The organism is Pseudomonas sp. GW823-FHT06E10, from assembly GCF_058794995.1.
Genome location: NZ_JBXAHJ010000002.1, coordinates 382442 through 403816 on the forward strand (window position 1 = coordinate 382442; position 21375 = coordinate 403816).

The window sequence follows — 21375 nt, forward strand, 5'->3', positions numbered from 1 at the left end:
AGTCCGCAGCTTAGCGCGCAATCACCTGGCAGCCTACAGATCTGCCTGATGGGAACCGATCAGTCAGAGTGATAAGCCTGGGGCGGCGCTCGCTGCGCTCGCCACCAGGCATTCCTTGGCGCTCTTCTTGAGTTTCTTGATCAGCCGCTCCTGACGCAATGCATCGCTTTTGTCGCGACAGCGTTCGGTGTAGACCAGGGCCATGGCCGGGCTGGAAAGAAAGAATCGCGCGCCCTTGCCGCTTTGATGCTTGGCGAAGCGACGCACGGGATCATCGCTGATCCCACAATAGAGCGAGCCGTTGGCCGCGCGAACGAGGTAGACGAACCAGGTTTTGTCGACAGGGCTTTCGCTGAGGGTGGTCACGTAACGATCAGGGCTTGAAGGAAAACAAGCCGCGATCTTATCAGCGACTGGCCTGGAATGCCTTCAGCCCCTTCAGGGCCTGTGAGCGAACGGCGTTGCGAACAAGTGGCGTCCAGCCCAGCAGCAGACCTTTGAAACCCAGGGCCTGGCGTGACCATGTCCACAGGTCGAAACTGTCGTGATGTTCGCAAATCTTGCCATCGCGAAAGACAAAGCGTGCCTGGATGTCATTGACCACGGTATTGCCAGTCTGGCTGAACAGATAGGTCGCGACCCAATGGGCGCTACCGATACGATCATCGGCACGGACATGATCGAAGGTCAGGGAGAAATCCTTGGCGCGGGTGGTGAGCATGCACCACATATCGCCAGCATCACGACCACGAAGCTCGCCGAACGCCGGGTCACTGAACACCACGTCATCGGTGTAGCAGGCAGCCATCGCCTCGCCGTCGAGACGCTGGAAGGCCTGGTAGAAACGGGTGATCAAGGCGCTGTGGACTTCACTCATGGGCAGACTCCCTGTTGTGCAATGGGTATCGAAAGATTGCCTGCACGATAGTCTGCAAACGGGTCGAACACTATCGGCATTCGCAAGACGAATACCGACAGTGTGCGGGAATCAGACCTTTTCGCTTTCGACCTGCACGTACAACGCACGTCCGGCCCCCAGGCCGGCGAGGATCGCACCAAGGCCGATGACACCGAAGATCCAGCCCACGGCCGTCCAGCCGCCGGTCCAGTCATGCACGATGCCGACCGCGAACGGCCCCATGGACGCCAGGGTGTAACCGAAGCCCTGGGCCATGCTCGACAGGTTCGCCGCAACGTGGGAGTCCCGCGAGCGCAGCACGATCAGGGTCAATGCCAGGCTGAACGTGGCGCCCTGCCCCAGCCCCAGCACAATCGCCCAGCCCCACAGACCTTCAATCGGGGCGTACAGGCAACCGAACAGACCGCCGAGGGTCAGGGCCATCACGATCACAATCGCCAGGCGTTGATCCTTGCCGCGCGTCGCCAGCCATGGCGCGGCGAGGGAGCTGACCAGTTGAACGATCACCGAACCCGACAGCACCAGACCGGCCTGGGTCGGAGTCAGGCCGCGTCCGATCAGGATCGACGGCAACCAGCCGAACACGATGTAGGCCAGGGACGATTGCAGGCCCATGTACAAGGTCACTTGCCAGGCCAGCGGATCGCGCAGCAATCCGCGAACCCGGTAGGCGACGTTGTGCGCGCCGTGTTTCTGGCCGACTTGCGGCAACCAGAACAGTGCGGCCGCTAATGCCGGAATAACCCAGAAGCCGAGGCCCATCGCCCAATTCTTGTCGAAGTGTTCACTCAACGGCACGGTCGCACCCGCCGCCATCGCCGCGCCCAGGCACAGAGCCATGGTGTAGACACCGGTCATGGTCCCGGCCTGTTTCGGGAAGTCGCGCTTGACGATGCCCGGCAGCAACACGCCAATCACGCCGATGCTGGCACCGGCCAGCACACTGCCGGCAAACAGACCGATTTCACCGAACGAACTGCGCAGGATGATCCCGCCCGCCAGGGTCAGAAGAATGCCCAGCACCACCCGCTCCGCACCAAATCGCCGCGCCAGCACGGGTGCCAACGGCGCAAACAGGCCAAGGCAAAGCACCGGCAACGTGGTCAGCAACCCCGCCGCGGACGCCGACAAGCCAAGGGACTTCGAGACATCGCTGAGCATCGGCGCCATGCTCGACAGCGCCGGGCGCAGGTTCAGCGCCACCAGAATCAGGCCCAGCAGCAACAGCCAGGGCCGGTGCAGAACCGGGTGAGCTTGCTGGACCTGTTCGTCATCGGCCTCGGCATCGATCAGCAACTCTTCCAGCTCGGCCGAACGTTTGAGGGCTGTGGATAACTCACTGCGGTGCATGGACTTCTCGGTTTCAAGGTTCATTGATCAACTGCCTCGACAGGGCTTTGGCTCGTTCCGGGTCGCGTTGCTCAACGGCATCGAGCAACTCGATATGCAGGTCGAACACTTCCTGACGGCGCGGGACGATGTTCAGGATCTGGCGCAATTGGGCGCCGACGACGCTGGAGAAATAGCGATACAACTCGCTGAGAGTCGGGTTGTGTGCGGCGTCCACCAGACGGCGGTGAAATACCAGGTCGCAGGCGATGTAGGTGTCGAGATCGCCGTGATAGTGGCTGCCGCTGACACTCAGGGCCTCGCGCAATGCCACCAGGTCTTCATCGGTTCGGCGCACTGCCGCCAGGCCAATGGCCTCGACTTCGAGGATGTGCCGGGTTTCCCGGGCCTGCTCAAGAGAACAACGGGACAGCGCCTTCAAAGTATCGAGCGGATCGACCACCGCCCGCAGGTAACTGCCGTCGCCCTGACGGATTTCGATCAACCCGGAAAACGCCAACACGCGCATGGCTTCGCGCACGGTGTTGCGACTGATGCCCAGCTCGGCGGACAACTCAGGCTCCGTGGGCAAGCGCTGACCCACGACCCAGGTGCCCTGGTTGATGCGCTGGCGCAACTGATCCAGGGCCTGATCGACCAGGGATCGTTTCACTAATGGAGAAATTTCTGACATGGAATTCGCCCTGTCATCCAATCATAGGATGAATTTTCTGACATGTTAGTCAACATATCCCAGAACGGCAACAGCCCTCCCCCTGTAGGAGCGAGCTTGCTCGCGATGGTCGTCAACGATAACGCTGGTTGGCAGGCACCCCGCAGCGCTCTCCAGTCCATCGCGAGCAAGCTCGCTCCTACAGGGGTATGAGTTTTCCGCAGACAAAAATAAACCCGGAACTCAGTCCGGGTTTATTTCAGTGCCAGGGGCTGATCAATGCAGGATCTGGCTCAGGAACAGCTTGGTGCGCTCGTTCTGCGGCTTGTCGAAGAAGTCGTTCGGCGCAGCCTGTTCGACGATTTCGCCCTTGTCCATGAAGATCACGCGGTTGGCCACGGTGCGCGCGAAGCCCATTTCATGGGTCACGCAGAGCATGGTCATGCCGTCTTCGGCCAGGCCGATCATGGTGTCCAGTACCTCTTTCACCATCTCCGGGTCGAGTGCCGACGTCGGTTCGTCGAACAGCATGATCTTCGGCTTCATGCACAGCGCGCGAGCGATCGCCACACGCTGTTGCTGACCGCCGGACAGTTGCCCCGGGTACTTGTGCGCCTGCTCCGGAATGCGTACGCGTTCCAGGTAGTGCATGGCAATTTCCTCGGCCTTGCGCTTGGGCATCTTGCGCACCCACATCGGCGCCAGGGTGCAGTTCTGCAAGATGGTCAGGTGCGGGAACAGGTTGAAGTGCTGGAACACCATGCCGACTTCACGGCGGATCGCTTCGATCTGCTTGAGGTCGTTGGTCAGCTCCACGCCATCGACCACGATGCGGCCCTGCTGGTGCTCTTCCAGACGGTTGAGGCAGCGGATGGTGGTGGACTTTCCGGAACCCGACGGGCCGCACAGCACGATACGCTCGCCCTGCTTGACGTTGAGGTTGATGTCCTTGAGTACGTGAAACTGACCGTACCACTTGTTCACGCCCTGCATCTGAATAATGCCTTCAGGGCTCACAGGCTGTTTGATTGCTTCGCTCATCACAAAACTTCCTAAATTAGGTAGCGACTTAGCGCTTGTGGCCAGTGTCGAGCTTGCGTTCCAGATGCATGGAATAGCGCGACATACCAAAACAGAAAATCCAGAACACCAGGGCGGCGAACACATAGCCTTCGGTGGCCATGCCCAGCCATTTCGGGTCGGCGGCGGCTTGCTTGACGCTGTTGAGCAAGTCGAACAGGCCGATGATGATCACCAGGCTCGTATCCTTGAACAGCGCAATGAAGGTGTTGACGATGCCGGGGATCACCAGTTTCAGGGCCTGCGGCAGAATCACCAGCCCCATGCTGCGCCAGTAACCCAGGCCCATCGCCGCCGCCGCTTCGTACTGCCCCTTGGGAATTGCTTGCAGACCACCGCGCACCACTTCGGCCACGTAGGCCGACTGGAACAAGATCACGCCGATCAGCGCCCGCAGCAGCTTGTCGAAGTTCATGCCTTCCGGCAGGAACAACGGCAGCATCACCGAGGACATGAACAGCACCGTGATCAACGGCACGCCGCGCCAGAACTCGATGAAGGTCACGCAGACCACGCGAATCGCCGGCATGTTCGAACGACGGCCCAGCGCCAGGACGATCCCCAGTGGCAACGCACCGGCGATGCCGACGGTGGCAATCACCAGGGTCAGCATCAGGCCGCCCCACTGGCTGGTCGCCACGGCGTCCAGACCCAATACGCCGCCATGCAGCAGACACCAGGCAATGATCGGGTACAGCACCAGGAAGCTCAGCCCGTACACCGCCTTATGGTGAAAGCGCGAGATGAACAACGGCGCCACGCCGACAATCGCCAGCCACACCGTCAGGTCCACGCGCCAGCGCAGTACCGGCGGGTAGTAGCCGTACATGAACTGGCCGAAGCGCTGTTGGATGAACACCCAGCAGGCGCCCTCCTTCGTGCAATCGGCCTGGCTGGTGCCGACCCAGTTGGCGTCAAGGATCGCCCACTGCAGGATCGGCGGTACCACCAGGTAGATGAGGTAGAACGCAAACAGGGTCAGCAGGGTGTTGAGCCAGCTGGAGAACATGTTCGCGCGCATCCACGCCATCGGGCCGAAGACCTTGGCCGGCGGTGGCATGTCGGGTTTGAAAGTATGAGTACTCATGCGCTTTTCCTTACCGCTCGATCAGCGCAATGCGCTTGTTGTACCAGTTCATCAGCAGGGAAATGCTGATACTGATCGCCAGGTACACGCTCATGGTGATGGCAATCACCTCGATCGCCTGGCCGGTCTGGTTGAGCACGGTCCCGGCAAACAGCGAGACCATTTCCGGATAACCGATACCGGCCGCCAGCGAGGAGTTCTTCGCCAGGTTCAGGTATTGGCTGGTCAGCGGCGGGATGATCACGCGCAGGGCTTGCGGGATGATCACCTTGCGCAGGGTCGGACCGTTGCGCAGGCCGAGGGAGTGCGCCGCCTCGGTCTGGCCGTGGCTGACCGACTTGATGCCCGAACGCACGATCTCGGCGATGAACGCCGCGGTGTACACGGTCAAAGCCAGCGTCAGCGCCAGCAGTTCCGGGATCAACACCCAGCCGCCGACGAAGTTGAAGCCTTGCAGCTTCGGCATTTCCCAGTGCACCGGTGCACCGAAAATCAGCGCGCACAGCGCAGGGATGACCAGGAACATCGCCAGGCCAACCCAGAACTTGTGGAACGGCACACCGGTGGCTTCGAAGCGCTTGGTGGCCCAGCGGCTCATCAGCACGATGGCGACGATGGCGACTACAACACTGGTCATAAACGGCCAGAAGCCGTCCGCCATCAACGCGGCCGGCATGTTCAGGCCACGGCTGCTGACGAAGAAGGTGTCGCCGAAGTTATGACTGTTACGCGGCCCCGGCATGGTCAGGAACACCGCGAAGTACCAGAACAGGATCTGCAGCAGCGGCGGAATGTTGCGGAAGACTTCCACATACACCGTCGCCAGCTTGGCGATGATCCAGTTCTTCGACAGCCGCGCCACACCCACGATGAAACCCAGGATCGTCGCCAGGATCACGCCGATGAAGGTCACCAGCAAGGTGTTGAGCAGACCAATGACAAACACCCGGGCGTATGTGTCCGCTTCGGTGTAGTCGATCAGGTGTTGAGCGATGCCGAAACCGGCACTGCGCTCCAGAAAGTCGAAACCGGAGGTAATGCCCCGGTGTTGCAGGTTGGTCTGGGTGTTATCGAACAGATACCAGCCCAGCGAGACCACCGCGATAATCGTGATGATCTGGAATACCCACGCACGCACTCGCGGATCGCTGAGGCTGAGCCTCTGCTTTGGTGCGCCGATTGAATTTTGCATGAAGTGCCCCGGAAATAATGGAACAGAACATCACCCGGTGGTTGGCCCACCGGGTGATAGAACCATCAGCGCACTGGTGGTGCGTATTGAATGCCGCCAGCGTTCCACAGAGCGTTCAGCCCGCGGTCGATTTCCAGCGGAGTGCTCTTGCCGAGGTTTTTCTCGAACACTTCGCCGTAGTTGCCGACTTGCTTGATGATCTGCACGACCCAGTCTTTCTTCACTTTCAGGTCTTTGCCGTATTCACCGTCGGTACCCAGCAGACGGGCAACGTCAGGGTTCTTGGTGCCCTTGGCTTCGGCTTCGACGTTCTTCGAAGTGATGCCGGCTTCCTCAGCGTTGAGCATGGCGTAGCCAGTCCAGCGCACGATGGCCAGCCACTCGTCGTCGCCATTACGCACGACCGGGCCCAGAGGCTCCTTGGAAATGGTTTCCGGCAGAACCACGTAGTCCTTCGGCGAAGCCAGCTTGCTGCGCTGGGCGAACAGCTGGGATTTGTCGGAGGTCAGTACGTCGCAACGACCGGATTCCAGCGACTTGGCGCTTTCGTCGGAGGTGTCGAAGGTGATCGGGGTGTATTTCAGGCCGTTGCCGCGGAAGTAGTCGGAAACGTTCAGCTCGGTAGTAGTACCGGCCTGGATGCAGATGGTTGCACCGTCCAGTTCCTTGGCGCTCTTGACGCCCAGCTTGTTGTTTACCAGGAAGCCGATACCGTCGTAGTAGGTAATGAAGCCCGGGAATTTCAGGCCCATGCCCGCGTCACGGGAGCTGGTCATGGTGGTGTTGCGCGACAGAATGTCGATTTCGCCGGACTGCAGCGCGGTGAAGCGCTCCTTGGCGTTCAACTGGCTGAACTTGACCTTGGTCGCGTCGCCGAAGACTGCCGCCGCTACTGCACGGCAGTAGTCAGCATCGATACCCACGATCTTGCCGGTGGAATCCGGAACCGAGAAGCCTGGCAAGCCATCGCTGACGCCACACTGCACGAAACCTTTCTTCATCACTGCATCCAGGGTTGCGCCCGCCTGGGCAAACCCGCTGACACCGAGTACTGCGGCTGCAGTCACGATAGCCAGGGTGGATTTCAACATCTTCATTCAAACCTCCAGTTTTGCTCTTGTTGTGTCGGAGCGTGAGTCCTGTCGCACCCTTTTGAGGCGTAGTCGACCCGTGTTGGCTTGTTTTGGGGGTCAACCGACGTAAGACGTTAGCTATGAGTCTAGTAGGAGAAAATCCACGTCATGGAAAACTCACTCTCACCAGTCGGCCGAACGGGCTGTAGCCCTTTCACGTTCGCGAAGCCCCATATCGGCCTTTGGCGAACATCCATCACCGGATTCTTTTCAATCCCACTAATAACCTTGGCCTGATAGTGTTACCGACAGGCGTGGGATTTTTCATACAGACTTCGCCATAGCAAAGCCCGTACCACACTGCTCTCCGAAGCGGTTCAGCTGCAGGTCAATAGCAAAACTTGTAACCTTGCGACATCTTCGTAACTGATCAACCAGACACGCACTCAGCCTTAGCACTCAATGAGAGCGCACGCACACTTTTGGAGCAGCCATGACCAACCCCTTGATTCTTGAACCCGTCAAGACCGCAGATGCCTGCGTTATCTGGCTGCACGGCCTGGGTGCCGATCGCTACGACTTCCTGCCAGTGGCCGAAGCCCTGCAGGAAACCCTGTTGAGCACCCGCTTTGTTTTGCCCCAGGCGCCGAGCCGCGCCGTCACCATCAATGGCGGATACGAGATGCCGAGCTGGTACGACATATTGGCCATGAGCCCCGCGCGCGCGATCAACCGCGAGCAATTGGAAGAATCTGCCAACTGGATCATCGAACTGATCGAAACGCAGAAGGCCAGCGGAATAGACGCCTCGCGGATTTTCCTGGCAGGTTTTTCACAGGGTGGTGCGGTGGTGCTCCACACCGCGTTTCTGAAATGGCAGGGACCACTGGGTGGCGTACTCGCCCTCTCCACTTATGCACCGACTTTCAGTGACCAACTGGAAATGTCCGCCAGCCAGCAGCGCATTCCAGTGCTGTGCCTGCACGGCCAGTACGACGATGTGGTGCAGAACTCGATGGGGCGCAGCGCCTACGAGCATTTGAAGCTGCGTGGTGTCACCGTGACATGGCAGGAATACCCAATGGGTCACGAAGTGTTACCCGAAGAAATTCGCGACATCGGCGTCTGGCTCGCCGAGCGCTTGCGTTAAGCATTTCTGTTTAAAAGCGCCCTTTGATCCATCCCACTACGCCGCGCCCGATTCTTGCATTACACTGCCCGGCGTACATTCCTTAACCAATTGATGAGATGACCGTGCTCAAAGCACTCAAGAAAATGTTCGGTAAAAGCGAGACTGAGCAACTCGCGCCAGTCCCCAGCGCTCCGTCTCACGCTCCCGGCCACCGCACCGACGGCAATCAGTCTGAACGGACCGCCACCACGACTGCACCCAAGCACGAGCCGAAGACCGTAGAAGACGCCCAGCCTGCGGCGATCACAGCCCCGGAGCAGCCGCGCAGCGACACGCCGAAACCCGCCAAACCGCGCCGCGAACCCAAGCCCAAGGCACCGGTCATCCCATGGAAACTCGAAGACTTCGTCGTCGAACCCCAGGAAGGCAAGACCCGCTTCCACGATTTCAAACTCGCCCCTGAACTGATGCACGCCATCCAGGATCTGGGCTTCCCGTATTGCACGCCGATCCAGGCACAGGTGCTGGGCTTCACCCTCGCGGGCAAAGACGCCATCGGCCGCGCCCAGACCGGTACCGGCAAGACCGCTGCGTTCCTGATCTCGATCATCACCCAGTTGCTGCAAACCCCGCCGCCGAAAGAGCGCTACATGGGTGAGCCACGGGCACTGATCATCGCGCCGACCCGCGAACTGGTGGTGCAGATCGCCAAGGACGCCGCCGACCTGACCAAGTACACCGGCCTAAACGTCATGACGTTCGTCGGTGGCATGGACTTCGACAAGCAGCTCAAGCACCTCGAAGCCCGCCACTGCGACATCCTCGTGGCCACGCCGGGCCGCCTGCTGGACTTCAACCAGCGCGGCGACGTGCATCTGGACATGGTCGAAGTGATGGTGCTGGACGAAGCCGACCGCATGCTCGACATGGGCTTCATCCCGCAAGTGCGCCAGATCATTCGACAGACGCCGCCGAAGTCCGAGCGCCAGACGCTGCTGTTCTCCGCGACCTTCACCGAAGACGTGATGAACCTGGCCAAGCAATGGACCACCGATCCGTCGATCGTCGAGATCGAATCGCAGAACGTTGCCAACGAAAACGTCGAGCAGCACATCTACGCGGTGGCCGGTGCCGACAAGTACAAGCTGCTCTACAACCTGGTCAACGACAATAGTTGGGAGCGGGTCATTGTCTTCGCCAACCGCAAGGATGAAGTGCGGCGCATCGAAGAACGCCTGGTGCGCGACGGCATCAACGCCGCGCAACTGTCCGGCGACGTGCCGCAGCACAAGCGCATCAAAACCCTCGAAGGCTTCCGCGAAGGCAAGATCCGCGTACTGGTCGCCACCGATGTGGCCGGTCGCGGTATCCACATCGACGGCATCAGCCACGTGATCAACTTCACCCTGCCGGAAGTGCCGGACGACTACGTGCACCGCATTGGTCGTACCGGTCGTGCGGGTGCCGACGGCGTATCCATCAGCTTTGCCGGTGAAGACGACTCCTACCAGCTACCGTCCATCGAGGAAAAGCTGGGGCGCAAGATCAGCTGTGAAACGCCACCGACGCATCTGTTGCGGGCCGTTGAACGCAAGCGTCCTCATTAAGCGACGCTGAAAAGACAAGCGCAGCCGGAAACGGACTGCGCTTTTTTTTCGCCCGGCTTTTTTTCAACAGGAGCTTGCTCGCGATAACTAAAAGTCCATAATAGACAAATTAGTTTAATTCCAACTCCGGAGCCGACCATGTCCAGCACGCCCCAAGTGATCCCCCAAGCCCAGGCTCGCGAGCTACTGGCGCAGGTCGATGTACCGCAGATCCTGCGCAAACTGTTCCGCGAGCTGGCCGCTGGGCAGGCCGTACAACCGGCGCAGCAACTGGTGGAGTTTCCACAGGGCGCCGGCGATTTCATCAACTACCTGGGCGTGTTGGCTGAAGACGGCGTGTACGGGATCAAGACGTCACCGTACATCGTCCGTGAGCAGGGGCCGCTGGTGACTGCATGGACGCTGCTGATGTCGATGCAGACCGGCCAGCCGCTGTTGCTGTGCGATGCCGGAGAACTGACCACCGCGCGCACAGCGGCCACCACCGCCGTGGCGGTCGACGCCCTCGCGCCACTCACAGCCAATCGCCTGGCCATCATCGGTAGCGGTAAAGTGGCCCAGGCGCACCTGCACTACGTGAAAGGCCTGCGCGACTGGCAGAGCATCTGCCTGTACTCGCCGAGCTTGAGCGAAGATGCCGAAACCGTGAGCCTGCTGAAAAACATCGAGCCACGCCTGAACATCGTCGACAGTCGCGAAGCTGCCGTTCAGGACGCCGACGTGATCATGCTCTGCACCTCGTCCGCCGGTCCGGTGATCGATCCATCGAGCTTGCGCAAACCGGCGTTGATCACCTCCATCAGCACCAATGCGCCGCGTGCCCACGAAGTGCCGCCGCAGAGCCTCAACGACATGCAGGTGTTCTGTGACTATCGCCTGACTACCCCGGGCTCGGCCGGCGAAATGCTGATCGCCGCCGAACGGCACGGCTGGGACAAGGGCGCGATTGTTGGCGACCTGCCCGACCTGCTCAGCGAGAAGGTGCAGCGCCCCGACTACGACCGTCACGTGTTTTTCCGCTCCATCGGCCTGGGCCTGGAAGACATTGCGCTGGCCAATGCGATCTATCGCCTATCTCACTGACACCACCACTCATCTGTGGGAGCGAGCTTTTGTGGCGAGGGGGCTTGCCCCCGTTGGGTGGCGAAGCCGCCCCAAAATCGACGGCGGTGGTCACTCAGTAAAACCCCATGCTCGGGAATTGCGACTGCTGCGCAGTCGAACGGGGGCGAGCCCCCTCGCCACAGAGTCCGGTTCCCACAGGTAGCAACCACAATTTTGGCATTTTCGCCCCACCAGGAGACGTTCATGAGCCAGGCAGATTTCATCATCATCGGCGGCGGAATTGCCGGTGCTTCCACAGGTTTCTGGTTGTCGCAGCACGGCCGCGTGATCGTGCTCGAACGCGAATCCCATCCGGCCTATCACTCCACCGGCCGTTCGGCGGCGCTGTACACCGCGGCCTACGGCACCCCGCAAGTGCGGGCGTTGACCCTGGCCAGCCGGGACTTTTTCGACAACCCGCCCAGCGGTTTCTGCGAACACCCGCTGCTGACCCCGCGGGGCGAAATGACCGTGGACTTGACCGGCGACCCGGACGAACTGAACAGGCAATACCAGAGCGCAAAAACCACGGTGCCGGAGATGCAATTGCTCGGTGCCGACGAGGCCTGCGCGCTGGTGCCGATCCTGCGCCGGGAAAAGGTCCACGGCGCCATCTACGACCCGACCGCCAGCGACATCGACACCGACGCCCTGCACCAGGGCTATTTGCGCGGTATCCGCCGCAACCAGGGCGAAGTGCATACCGACAGCGAAGTCGTCGGCCTGAGCCGCGACGGCCAAGGTGTATGGCACGTTCAGACCAACAGCCAGACGTTCAGCGCGCCAATCATCATCAACGCCGCCGGCGCCTGGGCCGACAAGATCGGCGAACTGGCCGGCGCCAAACCGCTGGGCCTGCAACCCAAACGCCGTGCCGCGTTCATCTTCGCCGGCCCCGAAGGCGTGGACATCCACCATTGGCCGATGCTGGTCAGCCTCGACGAATCCTTCTACATGAAACCCGATGCCGGGATGTTCCTCGGCTCGCCGGCCAACGCCGACCCGGTGGAACCCCACGACGTGCAGCCCGAAGAGCTGGACATCGCCATGGGCATCTACCAGATCGAAGAAGCCACGACCCTGACCATTCGCCGCCCGACCCGCACCTGGGCCGGCCTGCGCAGCTTCGTCAGCGACGGCGACCTGTTGTCCGGCTTCGACCCACAGGTAGCGGGGTTGTTCTGGGTCGCGGCACAAGGCGGTTATGGCATCCAGACTTCGCCGGCCATGGGCCAGGCCAGCGCGGCACTGGTGCGCGGTGCAGCGTTGCCCGAGTCGCTCGGCCGTTTCGGCCTGAATGCCGAAATGCTCTCCCCTGCCCGCCTCGGCTGATCCTGATCCTCAGGTGACGTGTCCACACGATTACGGCACACTTTCAGCGCCCCTTTGATGGGGCGCTGACGCTGCCTGGAGTTCCACTGTATGAACGCCCCCGAAAAAGACTCGGCCCTGGACGACACGTCCCTGGATAACTTCCACGCGATCGCCGACGCCATCGCCACGTTGTTTTTTCCCCACGCCGAAGTGGTGCTGCACGACCTGCGCACGCAAAAGGTCGACTACATCGCCAACAACCTGTCCAAGCGGGAAATCGGCGACGACTCGGCGCTGGAAGACATGCTCAGCGACGATGTCAGCGAACGAAATATCGGGCCGTACGAAAAGCTCAACTGGGATGGTCAGAAGATTCGCAGCCTCAGCACGGTGCTACGGGACAGCGAAGGTCATCCGCTGGCGGTGCTGTGCATCAACCTGAATATTTCGTTGTTCGAAAATGCCAAGGCCGCTTTGGACCTGTTCCTGTCGCCGACCAAGCTGATCCCGCAACCGGATGCACTGTTCCGCGATGACTGGCAGGAGCGGATCAACACCTTCCTCCACGCCTGGCTGCGTGAGCGCCAGTTGAGCCTGAATCTGCTGACCCGCGACCACAAGCGTGAACTGGTGCTGGCGTTGCACGCCGAAGGCGCGTTCAAGGGCAAAAGCGCCTCGAACTACGTGGCCAATGTGCTGAACATGGGCCGGGCGACGGTGTACAAGCATTTGAAGGAATTGAAGGGCTGAGCCCTGAGAAATGTATTGGCTGGAAGGGCCTCATCGCGAGCAAGCTCGCTCCCACAGTGTCCGAGTCGTGCGCAAGAGATATGTACACCACTGAACCTGTGGGAGCGAGCTTGCTCGCGATGGCGGTTTGTCAGTCGCCGTAGATATCAGACTTGAAGTACTTCTCGGAAATCTTCTGGTACTCACCACTGGCGCGAATGCCATCAATGGCCGTGTTCAGCTCGCTGACCAACTCGGTGTTGCCCTTGCGCACCGCAATCCCGGCACCCTCGCCCACATATTTCGGATCTTTCAGCTCCGGCCCGACAAAGGCGTAACCCTTGCCTCGCGGCATCGACAGGAAGTCATTCAGTGGAATGGTGTCGGCAAAAATCGCGTCGAGGCGACCGGCGGCCAGGTCCATGTAGATTTCTTCGTTGTTGCTGTAGCGCTTGACGTTGATGCCCTTGGGCTCGAACACCTCGGAGGCGTAACGGTCGGTGGTGGTGGCGCGCTGCACACCGACAGTCTTGCCCTTGAGGCTGGCGTACTGGTCATCCACTACCGCGCCGTCCTTCATCACCAGACGCGACGAAGTGAAATAGTACTTGTGGGTGAAGTCCACCGACTTCTTGCGGTCTTCATTGATGGTCATGGACGACAGCGCCATGTCGATTTTCTTCACCTTCAGGGACGGAATCAGACCATCGAACTCGCCTTCGACCCACACACACTTGGCCTTCATCTGTGCGCACAAGGCATTGCCGATGTCATAGTCGAAACCGACGATTTCGCCTTTGTCGGTTTTCGAGGCGAACGGTGGATACGCCGCTTCGATACCGATGCGCAGGGTTTTCTCGGCGGCGAACACAGAGCTGCACGCCAACAGGCTCAGGGCCAGACCGGTGATGAGGGGGAACTTCTTCATGTTCGTTTTCTCGCGGTTGTTGTTGGTTTGGCAAGACAGAAGAAAAAGCTGAAACGGGTGGAAACTTTTTTGTACTTATAATTCCATACTGGACTTTTATGTATAAGTCGTCAATCAGGCAAATGCAGCTCGCGCCGGCCGGTGGTCGGGTGGTGGTTCTGCAAGGTATTGGGTGAGTCGGATGTCCCCTTCGCGAGCAAGCCCGCTCCCACAGGGTTCTGTGTCGTACACAAAATTTGTGTTCAACCAGATCCATTGTGGGAGCGGGCTTGCTCGCGAAGACGAACTAAAGAACGCCGCAGAAACTACTGCTTCCAGCGATCCGCCGCCGCATGATCACTGTCACGCCCCTCGACCCAACGCGGCCCGTCACTGGTGTTTTCTTTCTTCCAGAACGGCGCACGGGTTTTCAGGTAATCCATGACAAAGGCGCAGGCGTCGAATGCCGCCTGACGATGGGCGCTGGCCGCGCCGACGAAGACTATCGGCTCGCCCGGCTCCAGGGCGCCGATGCGGTGCAGCACTTCCAGCTTGAGCAGCGGCCAGCGCTGCTCTGCCTCGATGGCGATCTTGCCCAACGCTTTTTCAGTCATGCCGGGATAGTGCTCGAGGAACATCCCGGCGACGTCGAGGCCGTCATTGAAGTCGCGCACGTAGCCGACAAAACTCACCACTGCACCCACGCCGACATTGGCATCGTGCATGGCATTGACTTCGGCCCCAGGGTCGAACGCCGTGGACTGCACGCGAATCGCCATGGTTCAGCCTCCGGTCACAGTCGGAAAGAACGCCACTTCATCGCCGTCGCTGACCGGTTCGTCGAGCTGGCACAGGTCTTCGTTGCGGGCGCACATCAGGTTCTGCTCGCTCAACACCTCGGCACCGTCACGTTGGGCCAACAGTGCGCGGACGTCGTCGACGGTGGCGAAGTTGCCTTCTACTTTCACCGAATCCAGACCCAACGCTTCACGATAACGGGCGAAAAACTTTACGGTAACGTTCATGACTGCTCCGCCTGGAAATGTCCGCTCTTGCCGCCGACCTTCTCCAGCAGACGCACGCTTTCGATGGTCATGCCGCGGTCCACGGCTTTGCACATGTCGTAGATCGTCAGCGCGGCGACGCTGGCAGCGGTCAGGGCCTCCATCTCCACGCCGGTCTGCCCTGACAGCTTGCAACGCGCCACGATGCGCACCGAATCCTCGCCTTCGGCACTGAGCTCGACCTTGACACCGGTCAGCATCAGCGGATGGCACAGGGGAATCAGATCGCTGGTTTTCTTCGCCGCCTGGATACCGGCAATGCGTGCCACGGCAAACACATCACCCTTGGGGTGGCCGCCACTGACGATCATCTGCAGGGTTTCGGGCAGCATGCGCACCAGCGCTTGAGCGGTCGCCTCACGGAACGTCACAGCTTTTTCAGTGACGTCGACCATATTGGCGCGACCTTGGGAATCGAGATGAGTCAGCACGGGATTACTCCTGATCAGGAGCGTCGATTGTAAACCTGCGGGTCAATTTTCCGCACGCACGATTATCGGGTCACACATCCCCTGCAGGAGCGAGCCAGCTCGCGAAGAACGCAGGAACAACGCGGGCATTCAGACAACACGCGTTATCGTTGACGTCCATCGCGAGCGGGCTCGCTCCTACAGTTGGATTTGTGTTGGGCATAAAAAACCGGCTGACCTCGCGGCCGCCCGGTTCCGGTGGACAGTTACAGATGCGATTCCTTATTAAGCTTACAAGCATTACCAAATAACAGAAACACATGTAACAAAACCCTACTGAAAATGCGCTTTTTTGACATCGCCGAACGACTCAACCTTGTTCACCAGTTGATAACTTACTGATTATCCTATAACAAATCTCGACGTAAGAACTCTCCGAAAGTCCGCACCCATAACCTGCCGTGAAACTTCCTACAACTGAATGATTGACCGAGTTGTTAATTCGAGAAAAACTGACCAACAAAATTCACGACCCTACAAACTCAAGTCAGTGGTATCACAAAAGGTCTTTGGCACGCGAATTCAGTAAATCCAATATCCAAGTCTACGCTATTGCTCCCGGCGCAGTTTCCGGCAGTCATCAGCCAGGATCTCCTGAAGAAATCATGAACACGCGCCCTTTTCTGCCGACCTCCGGCAGGAGCTCAACGGCGCGGGCCCTACACGCTAACCATGGTTGGCACACGGAAGGTTAGTCATGTCAGCACGGACAATTTACTCAGGAAAACACATCATAATCTCTCATTGCCGGGACTGTGATATCCCTGGCTACATGATTATTTCTCTTAAGCGGGACATAACAAGACTTGCAGAACTAAGCGCAGAGGAAAGTGCCGAACTGATGAGTGGGCTAGCATTTACGGAGCGAGCCTTAAACACTCTATTTTCTCCTGAAAAAGTATACATAATGCGTATTTCCGAACTCAATCATGAACTGCATTTTCACGTTTTCCCCAGATATGCTTCCGTGACCAAGTTATATTTGTCGGAACACAATGAACATATTATTGATGGCCCCTTCTTTTTCAGTTGGGCGCGAAAAAAGTTTAGTAGCTCACAGTCTGAGCCGACCCAAGTGGTATTGAACGCTCAATCAATTCTTACGGAAACCCTCAAGGGCTATTTTTCGCAACCTCTGTAAACAAGACTGCTTTCGCCCCAGGCTTTGCAGAAACACACTCATCGGTATTGGGTCTGCCCTGAGGCACAGCCTTTACGTCGCGTACAAAAAACCGGGCAACCTTGCGGCCGCCCGGTTCCGGTGGACTGTTACAGATGCGATTCGGCGTATTCGGCCAGGATCGAACGTGGTACCCCTTGCAGGGTGATGTGCACCCCGTTCGGGAAGTCCTTGAAGCGTTCAGTGAGGTAGGTCAGCCCGGAGCTGGTCGCGGACAGGTAAGGGGTGTCGATCTGTGCCAGGTTGCCCAGGCACACCACTTTGGAACCGGCACCGGCACGGGTGATGATGGTTTTCATCTGGTGCGGCGTGAGGTTCTGGCATTCGTCGATCAGAATCAGGCTCTGCTGGAAGCTGCGGCCCCGGATGTAGTTGAGGGATTTGAACTGCAACGGCACTTTGCTGAGGATGTAGTCGACGCTGCCATGGGTGCTTTCGTCATCCATGTGCAAGGCTTCGAGGTTGTCGGTGATGGCGCCCAGCCACGGCTCCATTTTTTCCGCCTCGGTACCGGGCAGGAAGCCGATTTCCTGATCCAGGCCCTGCACGCTACGGGTAGCGATGATGCGGCGATAACGTTTGCTGACCATGGTCTGCTCGATCGCAGCGGCCAGCGCCAGGATGGTTTTACCCGAACCCGCGGCACCCGACAGGTTGACCAGGTGGATATCCGGATCGAGCAAGGCGTACAACGCCAGGCTCTGATAGATATCACGCGGCTTGAGGCCCCAGGCTTCCTGGTGCAGCAGCGGTTCCTGGTGCAGGTCGAGGATCAGCAAGCGGTCCTCTTCAATCTCCTTGATCCAGCCGACAAAGCCCTGTTCATCAATGATGAATTCGTTGATGTGCACCGCCGGCAGGTTGTCGATCAATTGCACCTGATGCCAGGTGCGGCCGTGGTCCTGACGGGTTTCAACCTTGCTCACGCGGTCCCAGAAAGAGCCGGTCATGTTGTGGTAGCCATTGGGCAGCAAGGACACGTCGTCGACCAGTTGGTCGGTGCTGTAGTCCTCGGCCGCGATTCCGCAGGCGCGCGCCTTGAGGCGCATGTTGATGTCTTTGGTGACCAGCACTACGGGCTTCTTCGGATCGCGCGCGTGCAGGTCGATCAGTTGATTGATGATTTTGTTGTCGTTCAGGTGCTCGGGCAGAATCAGATTCGGCTCGGCATGCTTGCTCATCAGAATTGACAGCAAACCCTTGGGTCCGCTTTTGCCACGCTGGATCGGCACACCCTGCTCGACGTCCTCGGGTGAGGCATCGCCCAGAGTCTTGTCGATCAGGCGGATGGCCTGGCGGCATTCGGCGGCTACGCTGTGATGCCCGCTCTTGAGCTTGTCGAGCTCTTCAAGCACGGTCATCGGGATCGCGACGTGGTGTTCTTCGAAGTTAAGCAGCGCGTTTGGATCGTGAATCAATACGTTGGTATCGAGTACATAAAGGATTGGCTGGTTGGAAGAAGAGCTACGTCCGTGATCATCCATACTCGGTCACCTTTGTGGGAGCCATTCGACGCAATACCTTGACGGTGCTGCGCCTCGAAGTGACTGCCGAATACACCTGCGGGGACTCAAGTGTTCTGCATACATGCGGGGTCTTGGAAGACGCCACCTGTGTTGCAGGTTTCGGCGGTCTGTCTTCGTAATACTCCAAAACGTGTGACAGAAAAAAGTACTTTGACGCTTTTTTGAAGTTTATTTTGCAGATTGACCAATAGCACTTGGCGGACTGCCATCACCCGTTTAAAGTCGGAAGTCCACCTGCAACGAATCCCCTTCCAAAATTGCCAAAAACCCAATGTTTACGGGGTTTTGTCATTTTCAGCGAAACGCATCCTGGCAATCCTCCCAGCCGATCCCGACAGGCGCCGTTTGCGTGACCAGCCACGGCAACGCCGTTTTCACTGCATCCTGTTTCACATTGAAATTGATCACTCCGTGCCGCCACAGCAGCATCAGGGTCAGCACCCGTTGCGCACTCGGGTTGCCCTTGAGTTTGCCGGCACCATCCTGGGCGTCGATGTCCCACAACGCTACCTGCAACCCCTGAGTCTTGAAGAAGCCTTCGGCATCGGAACGGCGCTGACCGTCGGGCGGACGGAACAGGGGCACGTAGTTCTCCGGCAGCTTGCTCTTGACCAGTTCGGCGCTGCGGCGCACCGAGTCCTGCCAGTCCTGCCAGTGGCTGTGGGAACGGAACTCCCAGCCTTGTACGCCGATGCACTGGCTCGAGTAGGTCGCTTGCAGGTTACTCACAGAATGTTCGGCCAAACGGGCCTGGATGTCCTTGCCGAGGACGAAGAACGTCCCGCTCATGTTCGACTTGCGCAGGTACTCGGCGACCCAGGCGGTGTTATCCGGTGCGGCGTTGGCGGCACTGTCGAAGGTCAGCAGAAACAGCCGGTCATGCATCCCGTCGCCGCTGCGCTCATAGTCGCCAAAATGATCGACTTCGCTGCTGGTTTGCGGGAACAAAGCGGCCTTGCGCAACTGTTCGTCCAGGTACTGGGTGTGGAACGCACGGCTCGGCTCGGCCCACTTGATGTAATAGCTGTCTGCGCCGACCTGGAATTTGGCAGCCTGCTCGCGCAAGGTGGGCATGTCTTCGACCAGAAAACAGAAGGAGGCATCCTGGTCGCAACTCTGTTGGGCGAAGTTGTAGTTGGCCAGCAGCCGTTGCCACATGCGCTGACGAACCCGGTCGACCGACTCCAGATTGATCGTGCGCAGGCCCAGGCGCTGGGCCAGGGCGGGCTCATCCAGCGACTCGCTGGCCAACAGGACACTGGAAAACATGAGGATCTCGGCCCTGGACGCCACGTCGAACAGTGTCGGGTTGCCGAGTTTCTCCGGCCAGGTGCTGCGATCGAGCGTCGCCACATCGCCCGGAGCCGCAATGGCGCCGAAGCTCAGTAGCCAGATCGAAATGAGAAAAGCGATACGCAATGGGATGTCTCCATAACAAAACCCGCGCGGCACTATAGCTGATCCACACACACCTCCTGCAGCAACACTGAACCACTGTGGGAGCGAGCTTGCTCGCGATAGCGATCTGACATTCAACAATGATGTCAGCTGACACACCGTCATCGCGAGCAAGCTTGCTCCCACAGGTTTTGTGCTATGCCACCAGTCATCACCTATGGACGCGATAGCTGGAGTCAACGAGGACAACCCCCTAGAATCGCCGCCACGATTAAAGGAGACGACTTCATGCTGATGGTGATTTCACCCGCCAAGACCCTCGACTATGAAACACCGCCGGCGACCCAGCGCTTCACCCAGCCGCAGTACCTCGACCACTCCCAGGAGTTGATCCTGCAATTGCGCGAGCTGACGCCCGCGCAAATCAGCGAATTGATGCACGTGTCCGACAAGATCGGCGGGCTCAACGCCGCGCGTTTCGGCAGCTGGACGCCCGCGTTCACCCCGGAAAACGCCAAGCAGGCGCTGCTGGCCTTCAAGGGCGATGTGTACACCGGCATGAATGCGCAAACCCTCAGCGAAGCGGATTTCGATTACGCCCAAAAACACCTGCGCATGCTCTCTGGCCTCTATGGCCTGCTGCGCCCGCTGGACCTGATGCAACCCTATCGCCTGGAAATGGGCACCAAACTGGCCAACGCTCGGGGCAAGGATTTGTATGCCTTCTGGGGCACGCGCATCAGCGAGTGGCTGAACGAAGCCTTGGTCGATCAAGGCGATGACGTGCTGCTCAACCTGGCGTCCAACGAGTACTTCTCGGCCGTCAAACGCAACGCCTTGAACGCGCGCATCATCAATACCGAATTCAAGGACCTGAAGAACGGCCAGTACAAGATCATCAGCTTCTACGCGAAAAAGGCCCGTGGCTTGATGAGTCGCTTCGTCATCGAAGAACGCATTAACGACCCGGCCACCCTCAAGCAGTTCGACGTTCAAGGCTATCGCTACAGCGCCGAACAGTCCAAGCCGGACAATCTGGTGTTTCTACGCGATCACGCACCAGAGTGATGCATCCGGTCGGTGCACGACCTCCACAAACCCTCGTGCGCCGACCCTTGATTCACTTCAGACTTCCCTGTCATTTCGCCATTTTTTTGGCGCCATAAAAACACCAACTAATTTTCTAACTTTAGTTTCACTCGACTTCAATCATTTTTTTGCGTAGTGGCACTGACTTTTTTTAACAGTAGTGGCAAAAAAATATCCCCTCTGTTGAGCCGCCTATATATAAAGGGCGAAACGGCAAGTGCTATCAATTTGAGAGCAGTGCCATCTTTCTCAATATTTCAAGAAATTTCAGATTTCGCGATGAGTGGGCTGGAACTATGTCCAAACGAGCCGCTCATACCACCGGTAACGATTCTCGCCGAGCGTGTACGAGATAACTTACGCAGATAAGCGATTCGTGTAGCGAAGTTGTAATATTAACTTGCGCTGACTAATCACCGATTTGGACAACAGCAATCGGACAGGAGATAACGCGGTATGACTATCCCCTACAAGGCCACGACAGCGCCCCTATAAACGTGCT

General features: G+C 58.8%; 21 protein-coding genes. 7 read left to right on the forward strand and 14 right to left on the reverse strand.

The annotated features are described in order from the left end of the window. Nucleotides 1-63: 63 nt before the first annotated feature. The 8 genes from AC1Q6Y_RS04815 to AC1Q6Y_RS04850 all read right to left on the reverse strand — a co-directional run bounded on the left by AC1Q6Y_RS04815 (nucleotide 64) and on the right by AC1Q6Y_RS04850 (nucleotide 7377). Nucleotides 64-366 (reverse strand): GIY-YIG nuclease family protein, encoded by a 303-nt coding sequence (locus AC1Q6Y_RS04815; RefSeq protein WP_223501940.1) that lies wholly within the window; start codon nucleotides 364-366, stop codon nucleotides 64-66. Between the two features lie 40 nt (nucleotides 367-406). Continuing rightward, complete coding sequence (locus AC1Q6Y_RS04820) at nucleotides 407-877, reverse strand: nuclear transport factor 2 family protein (RefSeq protein WP_057713404.1); 471 nt, start codon at nucleotides 875-877, stop codon at nucleotides 407-409. Between the two features lie 111 nt (nucleotides 878-988). Then, on the reverse strand, nucleotides 989-2293 hold the full coding sequence (locus AC1Q6Y_RS04825) for a CynX/NimT family MFS transporter (RefSeq protein ID WP_492624103.1): 1305 nt from the start codon (nucleotides 2291-2293) through the stop codon (nucleotides 989-991). Further along, on the reverse strand, nucleotides 2283-2942 hold the full coding sequence (locus AC1Q6Y_RS04830) for a FadR/GntR family transcriptional regulator (RefSeq protein ID WP_492624104.1): 660 nt from the start codon (nucleotides 2940-2942) through the stop codon (nucleotides 2283-2285). The genes AC1Q6Y_RS04825 and AC1Q6Y_RS04830 overlap by 11 nt, the downstream gene beginning before the upstream one ends. Before the next feature lie 255 nt (nucleotides 2943-3197). Beyond that, nucleotides 3198-3962: an amino acid ABC transporter ATP-binding protein gene (locus AC1Q6Y_RS04835; RefSeq protein WP_007989979.1), complete on the reverse strand. Its 765-nt coding sequence runs from the start codon at nucleotides 3960-3962 to the stop codon at nucleotides 3198-3200. A 28-nt stretch (nucleotides 3963-3990) separates the two neighbouring features. After that, nucleotides 3991-5088 carry an amino acid ABC transporter permease gene (locus AC1Q6Y_RS04840; RefSeq protein ID WP_057713401.1) on the reverse strand — a complete coding sequence of 366 codons (1098 nt, stop codon included), beginning with the start codon at nucleotides 5086-5088 and terminating at the stop codon, nucleotides 3991-3993. A gap of 10 nt (nucleotides 5089-5098) precedes the next feature. Next, entirely contained in the window at nucleotides 5099-6280 is a 1182-nt protein-coding gene (locus tag AC1Q6Y_RS04845; protein WP_057713400.1) for an amino acid ABC transporter permease, read from the reverse strand. 65 nt (nucleotides 6281-6345) lie between these two features. Continuing rightward, on the reverse strand, nucleotides 6346-7377 hold the full coding sequence (locus AC1Q6Y_RS04850) for an amino acid ABC transporter substrate-binding protein (RefSeq protein ID WP_008018591.1): 1032 nt from the start codon (nucleotides 7375-7377) through the stop codon (nucleotides 6346-6348). A 469-nt stretch (nucleotides 7378-7846) separates the two neighbouring features. Between AC1Q6Y_RS04850 and AC1Q6Y_RS04855 the strand changes: the two genes are divergently transcribed. The 5 genes from AC1Q6Y_RS04855 (at nucleotide 7847) to AC1Q6Y_RS04875 (ending at nucleotide 13260) form a co-directional block, all read left to right on the forward strand. Next, nucleotides 7847-8503, forward strand: a complete 657-nt coding sequence (locus tag AC1Q6Y_RS04855) for an alpha/beta hydrolase (protein WP_057713399.1) — start codon at nucleotides 7847-7849, stop codon at nucleotides 8501-8503. Nucleotides 8504-8601: 98 nt separating this feature from the next. Further along, entirely contained in the window at nucleotides 8602-10092 is a 1491-nt protein-coding gene (rhlB, locus tag AC1Q6Y_RS04860) for an ATP-dependent RNA helicase RhlB (protein WP_492624105.1), read from the forward strand. A 138-nt stretch (nucleotides 10093-10230) separates the two neighbouring features. Next, nucleotides 10231-11175, forward strand: a complete 945-nt coding sequence (locus AC1Q6Y_RS04865; protein ID WP_057713397.1) for an ornithine cyclodeaminase family protein — start codon at nucleotides 10231-10233, stop codon at nucleotides 11173-11175. Between the two features lie 225 nt (nucleotides 11176-11400). Beyond that, entirely contained in the window at nucleotides 11401-12528 is a 1128-nt protein-coding gene (locus tag AC1Q6Y_RS04870) for an NAD(P)/FAD-dependent oxidoreductase (RefSeq protein ID WP_090457579.1), read from the forward strand. A gap of 90 nt (nucleotides 12529-12618) precedes the next feature. Continuing rightward, nucleotides 12619-13260 (forward strand): helix-turn-helix transcriptional regulator, encoded by a 642-nt coding sequence (locus tag AC1Q6Y_RS04875; protein ID WP_007972668.1) that lies wholly within the window; start codon nucleotides 12619-12621, stop codon nucleotides 13258-13260. Between the two features lie 130 nt (nucleotides 13261-13390). Here the strand turns inward: AC1Q6Y_RS04875 and AC1Q6Y_RS04880 are convergent, their stop codons facing one another. The 4 genes from AC1Q6Y_RS04880 to moaC all read right to left on the reverse strand — a co-directional run bounded on the left by AC1Q6Y_RS04880 (nucleotide 13391) and on the right by moaC (nucleotide 15641). Then, entirely contained in the window at nucleotides 13391-14167 is a 777-nt protein-coding gene (locus AC1Q6Y_RS04880; protein ID WP_057713394.1) for an ABC transporter substrate-binding protein, read from the reverse strand. Nucleotides 14168-14472: 305 nt separating this feature from the next. Further along, entirely contained in the window at nucleotides 14473-14925 is a 453-nt protein-coding gene (gene moaE, locus AC1Q6Y_RS04885; protein ID WP_007989960.1) for a molybdopterin synthase catalytic subunit MoaE, read from the reverse strand. 3 nt (nucleotides 14926-14928) lie between these two features. Then, on the reverse strand, nucleotides 14929-15171 hold the full coding sequence (moaD, locus tag AC1Q6Y_RS04890; protein WP_057713393.1) for a molybdopterin converting factor subunit 1: 243 nt from the start codon (nucleotides 15169-15171) through the stop codon (nucleotides 14929-14931). Beyond that, a complete protein-coding gene (moaC, locus tag AC1Q6Y_RS04895; RefSeq protein ID WP_057713392.1) occupies nucleotides 15168-15641 on the reverse strand; it encodes a cyclic pyranopterin monophosphate synthase MoaC in 474 nt (157 codons plus the stop codon). Before moaC ends, moaD begins: the two co-directional genes overlap by 4 nt. A 736-nt stretch (nucleotides 15642-16377) precedes the next feature. Between moaC and AC1Q6Y_RS04900 the strand changes: the two genes are divergently transcribed. Continuing rightward, entirely contained in the window at nucleotides 16378-16821 is a 444-nt protein-coding gene (locus tag AC1Q6Y_RS04900; protein ID WP_492587605.1) for an HIT family protein, read from the forward strand. A gap of 128 nt (nucleotides 16822-16949) precedes the next feature. Here the strand turns inward: AC1Q6Y_RS04900 and AC1Q6Y_RS04905 are convergent, their stop codons facing one another. Then, a complete protein-coding gene (locus tag AC1Q6Y_RS04905) occupies nucleotides 16950-18344 on the reverse strand; it encodes a PhoH family protein (protein ID WP_008050144.1) in 1395 nt (464 codons plus the stop codon). A 336-nt stretch (nucleotides 18345-18680) separates the two neighbouring features. Next, nucleotides 18681-19805, reverse strand: coding sequence for a polysaccharide deacetylase family protein (locus AC1Q6Y_RS04910; RefSeq protein ID WP_492587607.1), 1125 nt, complete (start codon nucleotides 19803-19805; stop codon nucleotides 18681-18683). 267 nt (nucleotides 19806-20072) lie between these two features. On the opposite strand from AC1Q6Y_RS04910, the gene yaaA reads away from it, so the two are divergent. Further along, entirely contained in the window at nucleotides 20073-20852 is a 780-nt protein-coding gene (gene yaaA, locus AC1Q6Y_RS04915) for a peroxide stress protein YaaA (RefSeq protein ID WP_057713390.1), read from the forward strand. Nucleotides 20853-21375 lie beyond the last annotated feature (523 nt).

Excerpts from the sequence above, each read along its gene's own strand:
- AC1Q6Y_RS04840 (WP_057713401.1), bottom strand. The coding sequence starts at position 5,088 with ATGAGTACTCATACTTTCAAACCCGACATGCCACCGCCGGCCAAGGTC.
- AC1Q6Y_RS04845 (WP_057713400.1), bottom strand. The coding sequence starts at position 6,280 with ATGCAAAATTCAATCGGCGCACCAAAGCAGAGGCTCAGCCTCAGCGAT.
- AC1Q6Y_RS04875 (WP_007972668.1), top strand. The coding sequence starts at position 12,619 with ATGAACGCCCCCGAAAAAGACTCGGCCCTGGACGACACGTCCCTGGAT.
- AC1Q6Y_RS04880 (WP_057713394.1), bottom strand. The coding sequence starts at position 14,167 with ATGAAGAAGTTCCCCCTCATCACCGGTCTGGCCCTGAGCCTGTTGGCG.
- AC1Q6Y_RS04820 (WP_057713404.1), bottom strand. The coding sequence starts at position 877 with ATGAGTGAAGTCCACAGCGCCTTGATCACCCGTTTCTACCAGGCCTTC.
- AC1Q6Y_RS04825 (WP_492624103.1), bottom strand. The coding sequence starts at position 2,293 with ATGAACCTTGAAACCGAGAAGTCCATGCACCGCAGTGAGTTATCCACA.
- AC1Q6Y_RS04850 (WP_008018591.1), bottom strand. The coding sequence starts at position 7,377 with ATGAAGATGTTGAAATCCACCCTGGCTATCGTGACTGCAGCCGCAGTA.
- AC1Q6Y_RS04870 (WP_090457579.1), top strand. The coding sequence starts at position 11,401 with ATGAGCCAGGCAGATTTCATCATCATCGGCGGCGGAATTGCCGGTGCT.
- AC1Q6Y_RS04830 (WP_492624104.1), bottom strand. The coding sequence starts at position 2,942 with ATGTCAGAAATTTCTCCATTAGTGAAACGATCCCTGGTCGATCAGGCC.
- AC1Q6Y_RS04905 (WP_008050144.1), bottom strand. The coding sequence starts at position 18,344 with ATGGATGATCACGGACGTAGCTCTTCTTCCAACCAGCCAATCCTTTAT.
- rhlB (WP_492624105.1), top strand. The coding sequence starts at position 8,602 with ATGACCGTGCTCAAAGCACTCAAGAAAATGTTCGGTAAAAGCGAGACT.
- AC1Q6Y_RS04900 (WP_492587605.1), top strand. The coding sequence starts at position 16,378 with ATGTCAGCACGGACAATTTACTCAGGAAAACACATCATAATCTCTCAT.
- AC1Q6Y_RS04835 (WP_007989979.1), bottom strand. The coding sequence starts at position 3,962 with ATGAGCGAAGCAATCAAACAGCCTGTGAGCCCTGAAGGCATTATTCAG.
- AC1Q6Y_RS04855 (WP_057713399.1), top strand. The coding sequence starts at position 7,847 with ATGACCAACCCCTTGATTCTTGAACCCGTCAAGACCGCAGATGCCTGC.
- moaD (WP_057713393.1), bottom strand. The coding sequence starts at position 15,171 with ATGAACGTTACCGTAAAGTTTTTCGCCCGTTATCGTGAAGCGTTGGGT.
- AC1Q6Y_RS04865 (WP_057713397.1), top strand. The coding sequence starts at position 10,231 with ATGTCCAGCACGCCCCAAGTGATCCCCCAAGCCCAGGCTCGCGAGCTA.
- yaaA (WP_057713390.1), top strand. The coding sequence starts at position 20,073 with ATGCTGATGGTGATTTCACCCGCCAAGACCCTCGACTATGAAACACCG.
- moaE (WP_007989960.1), bottom strand. The coding sequence starts at position 14,925 with ATGGCGATTCGCGTGCAGTCCACGGCGTTCGACCCTGGGGCCGAAGTC.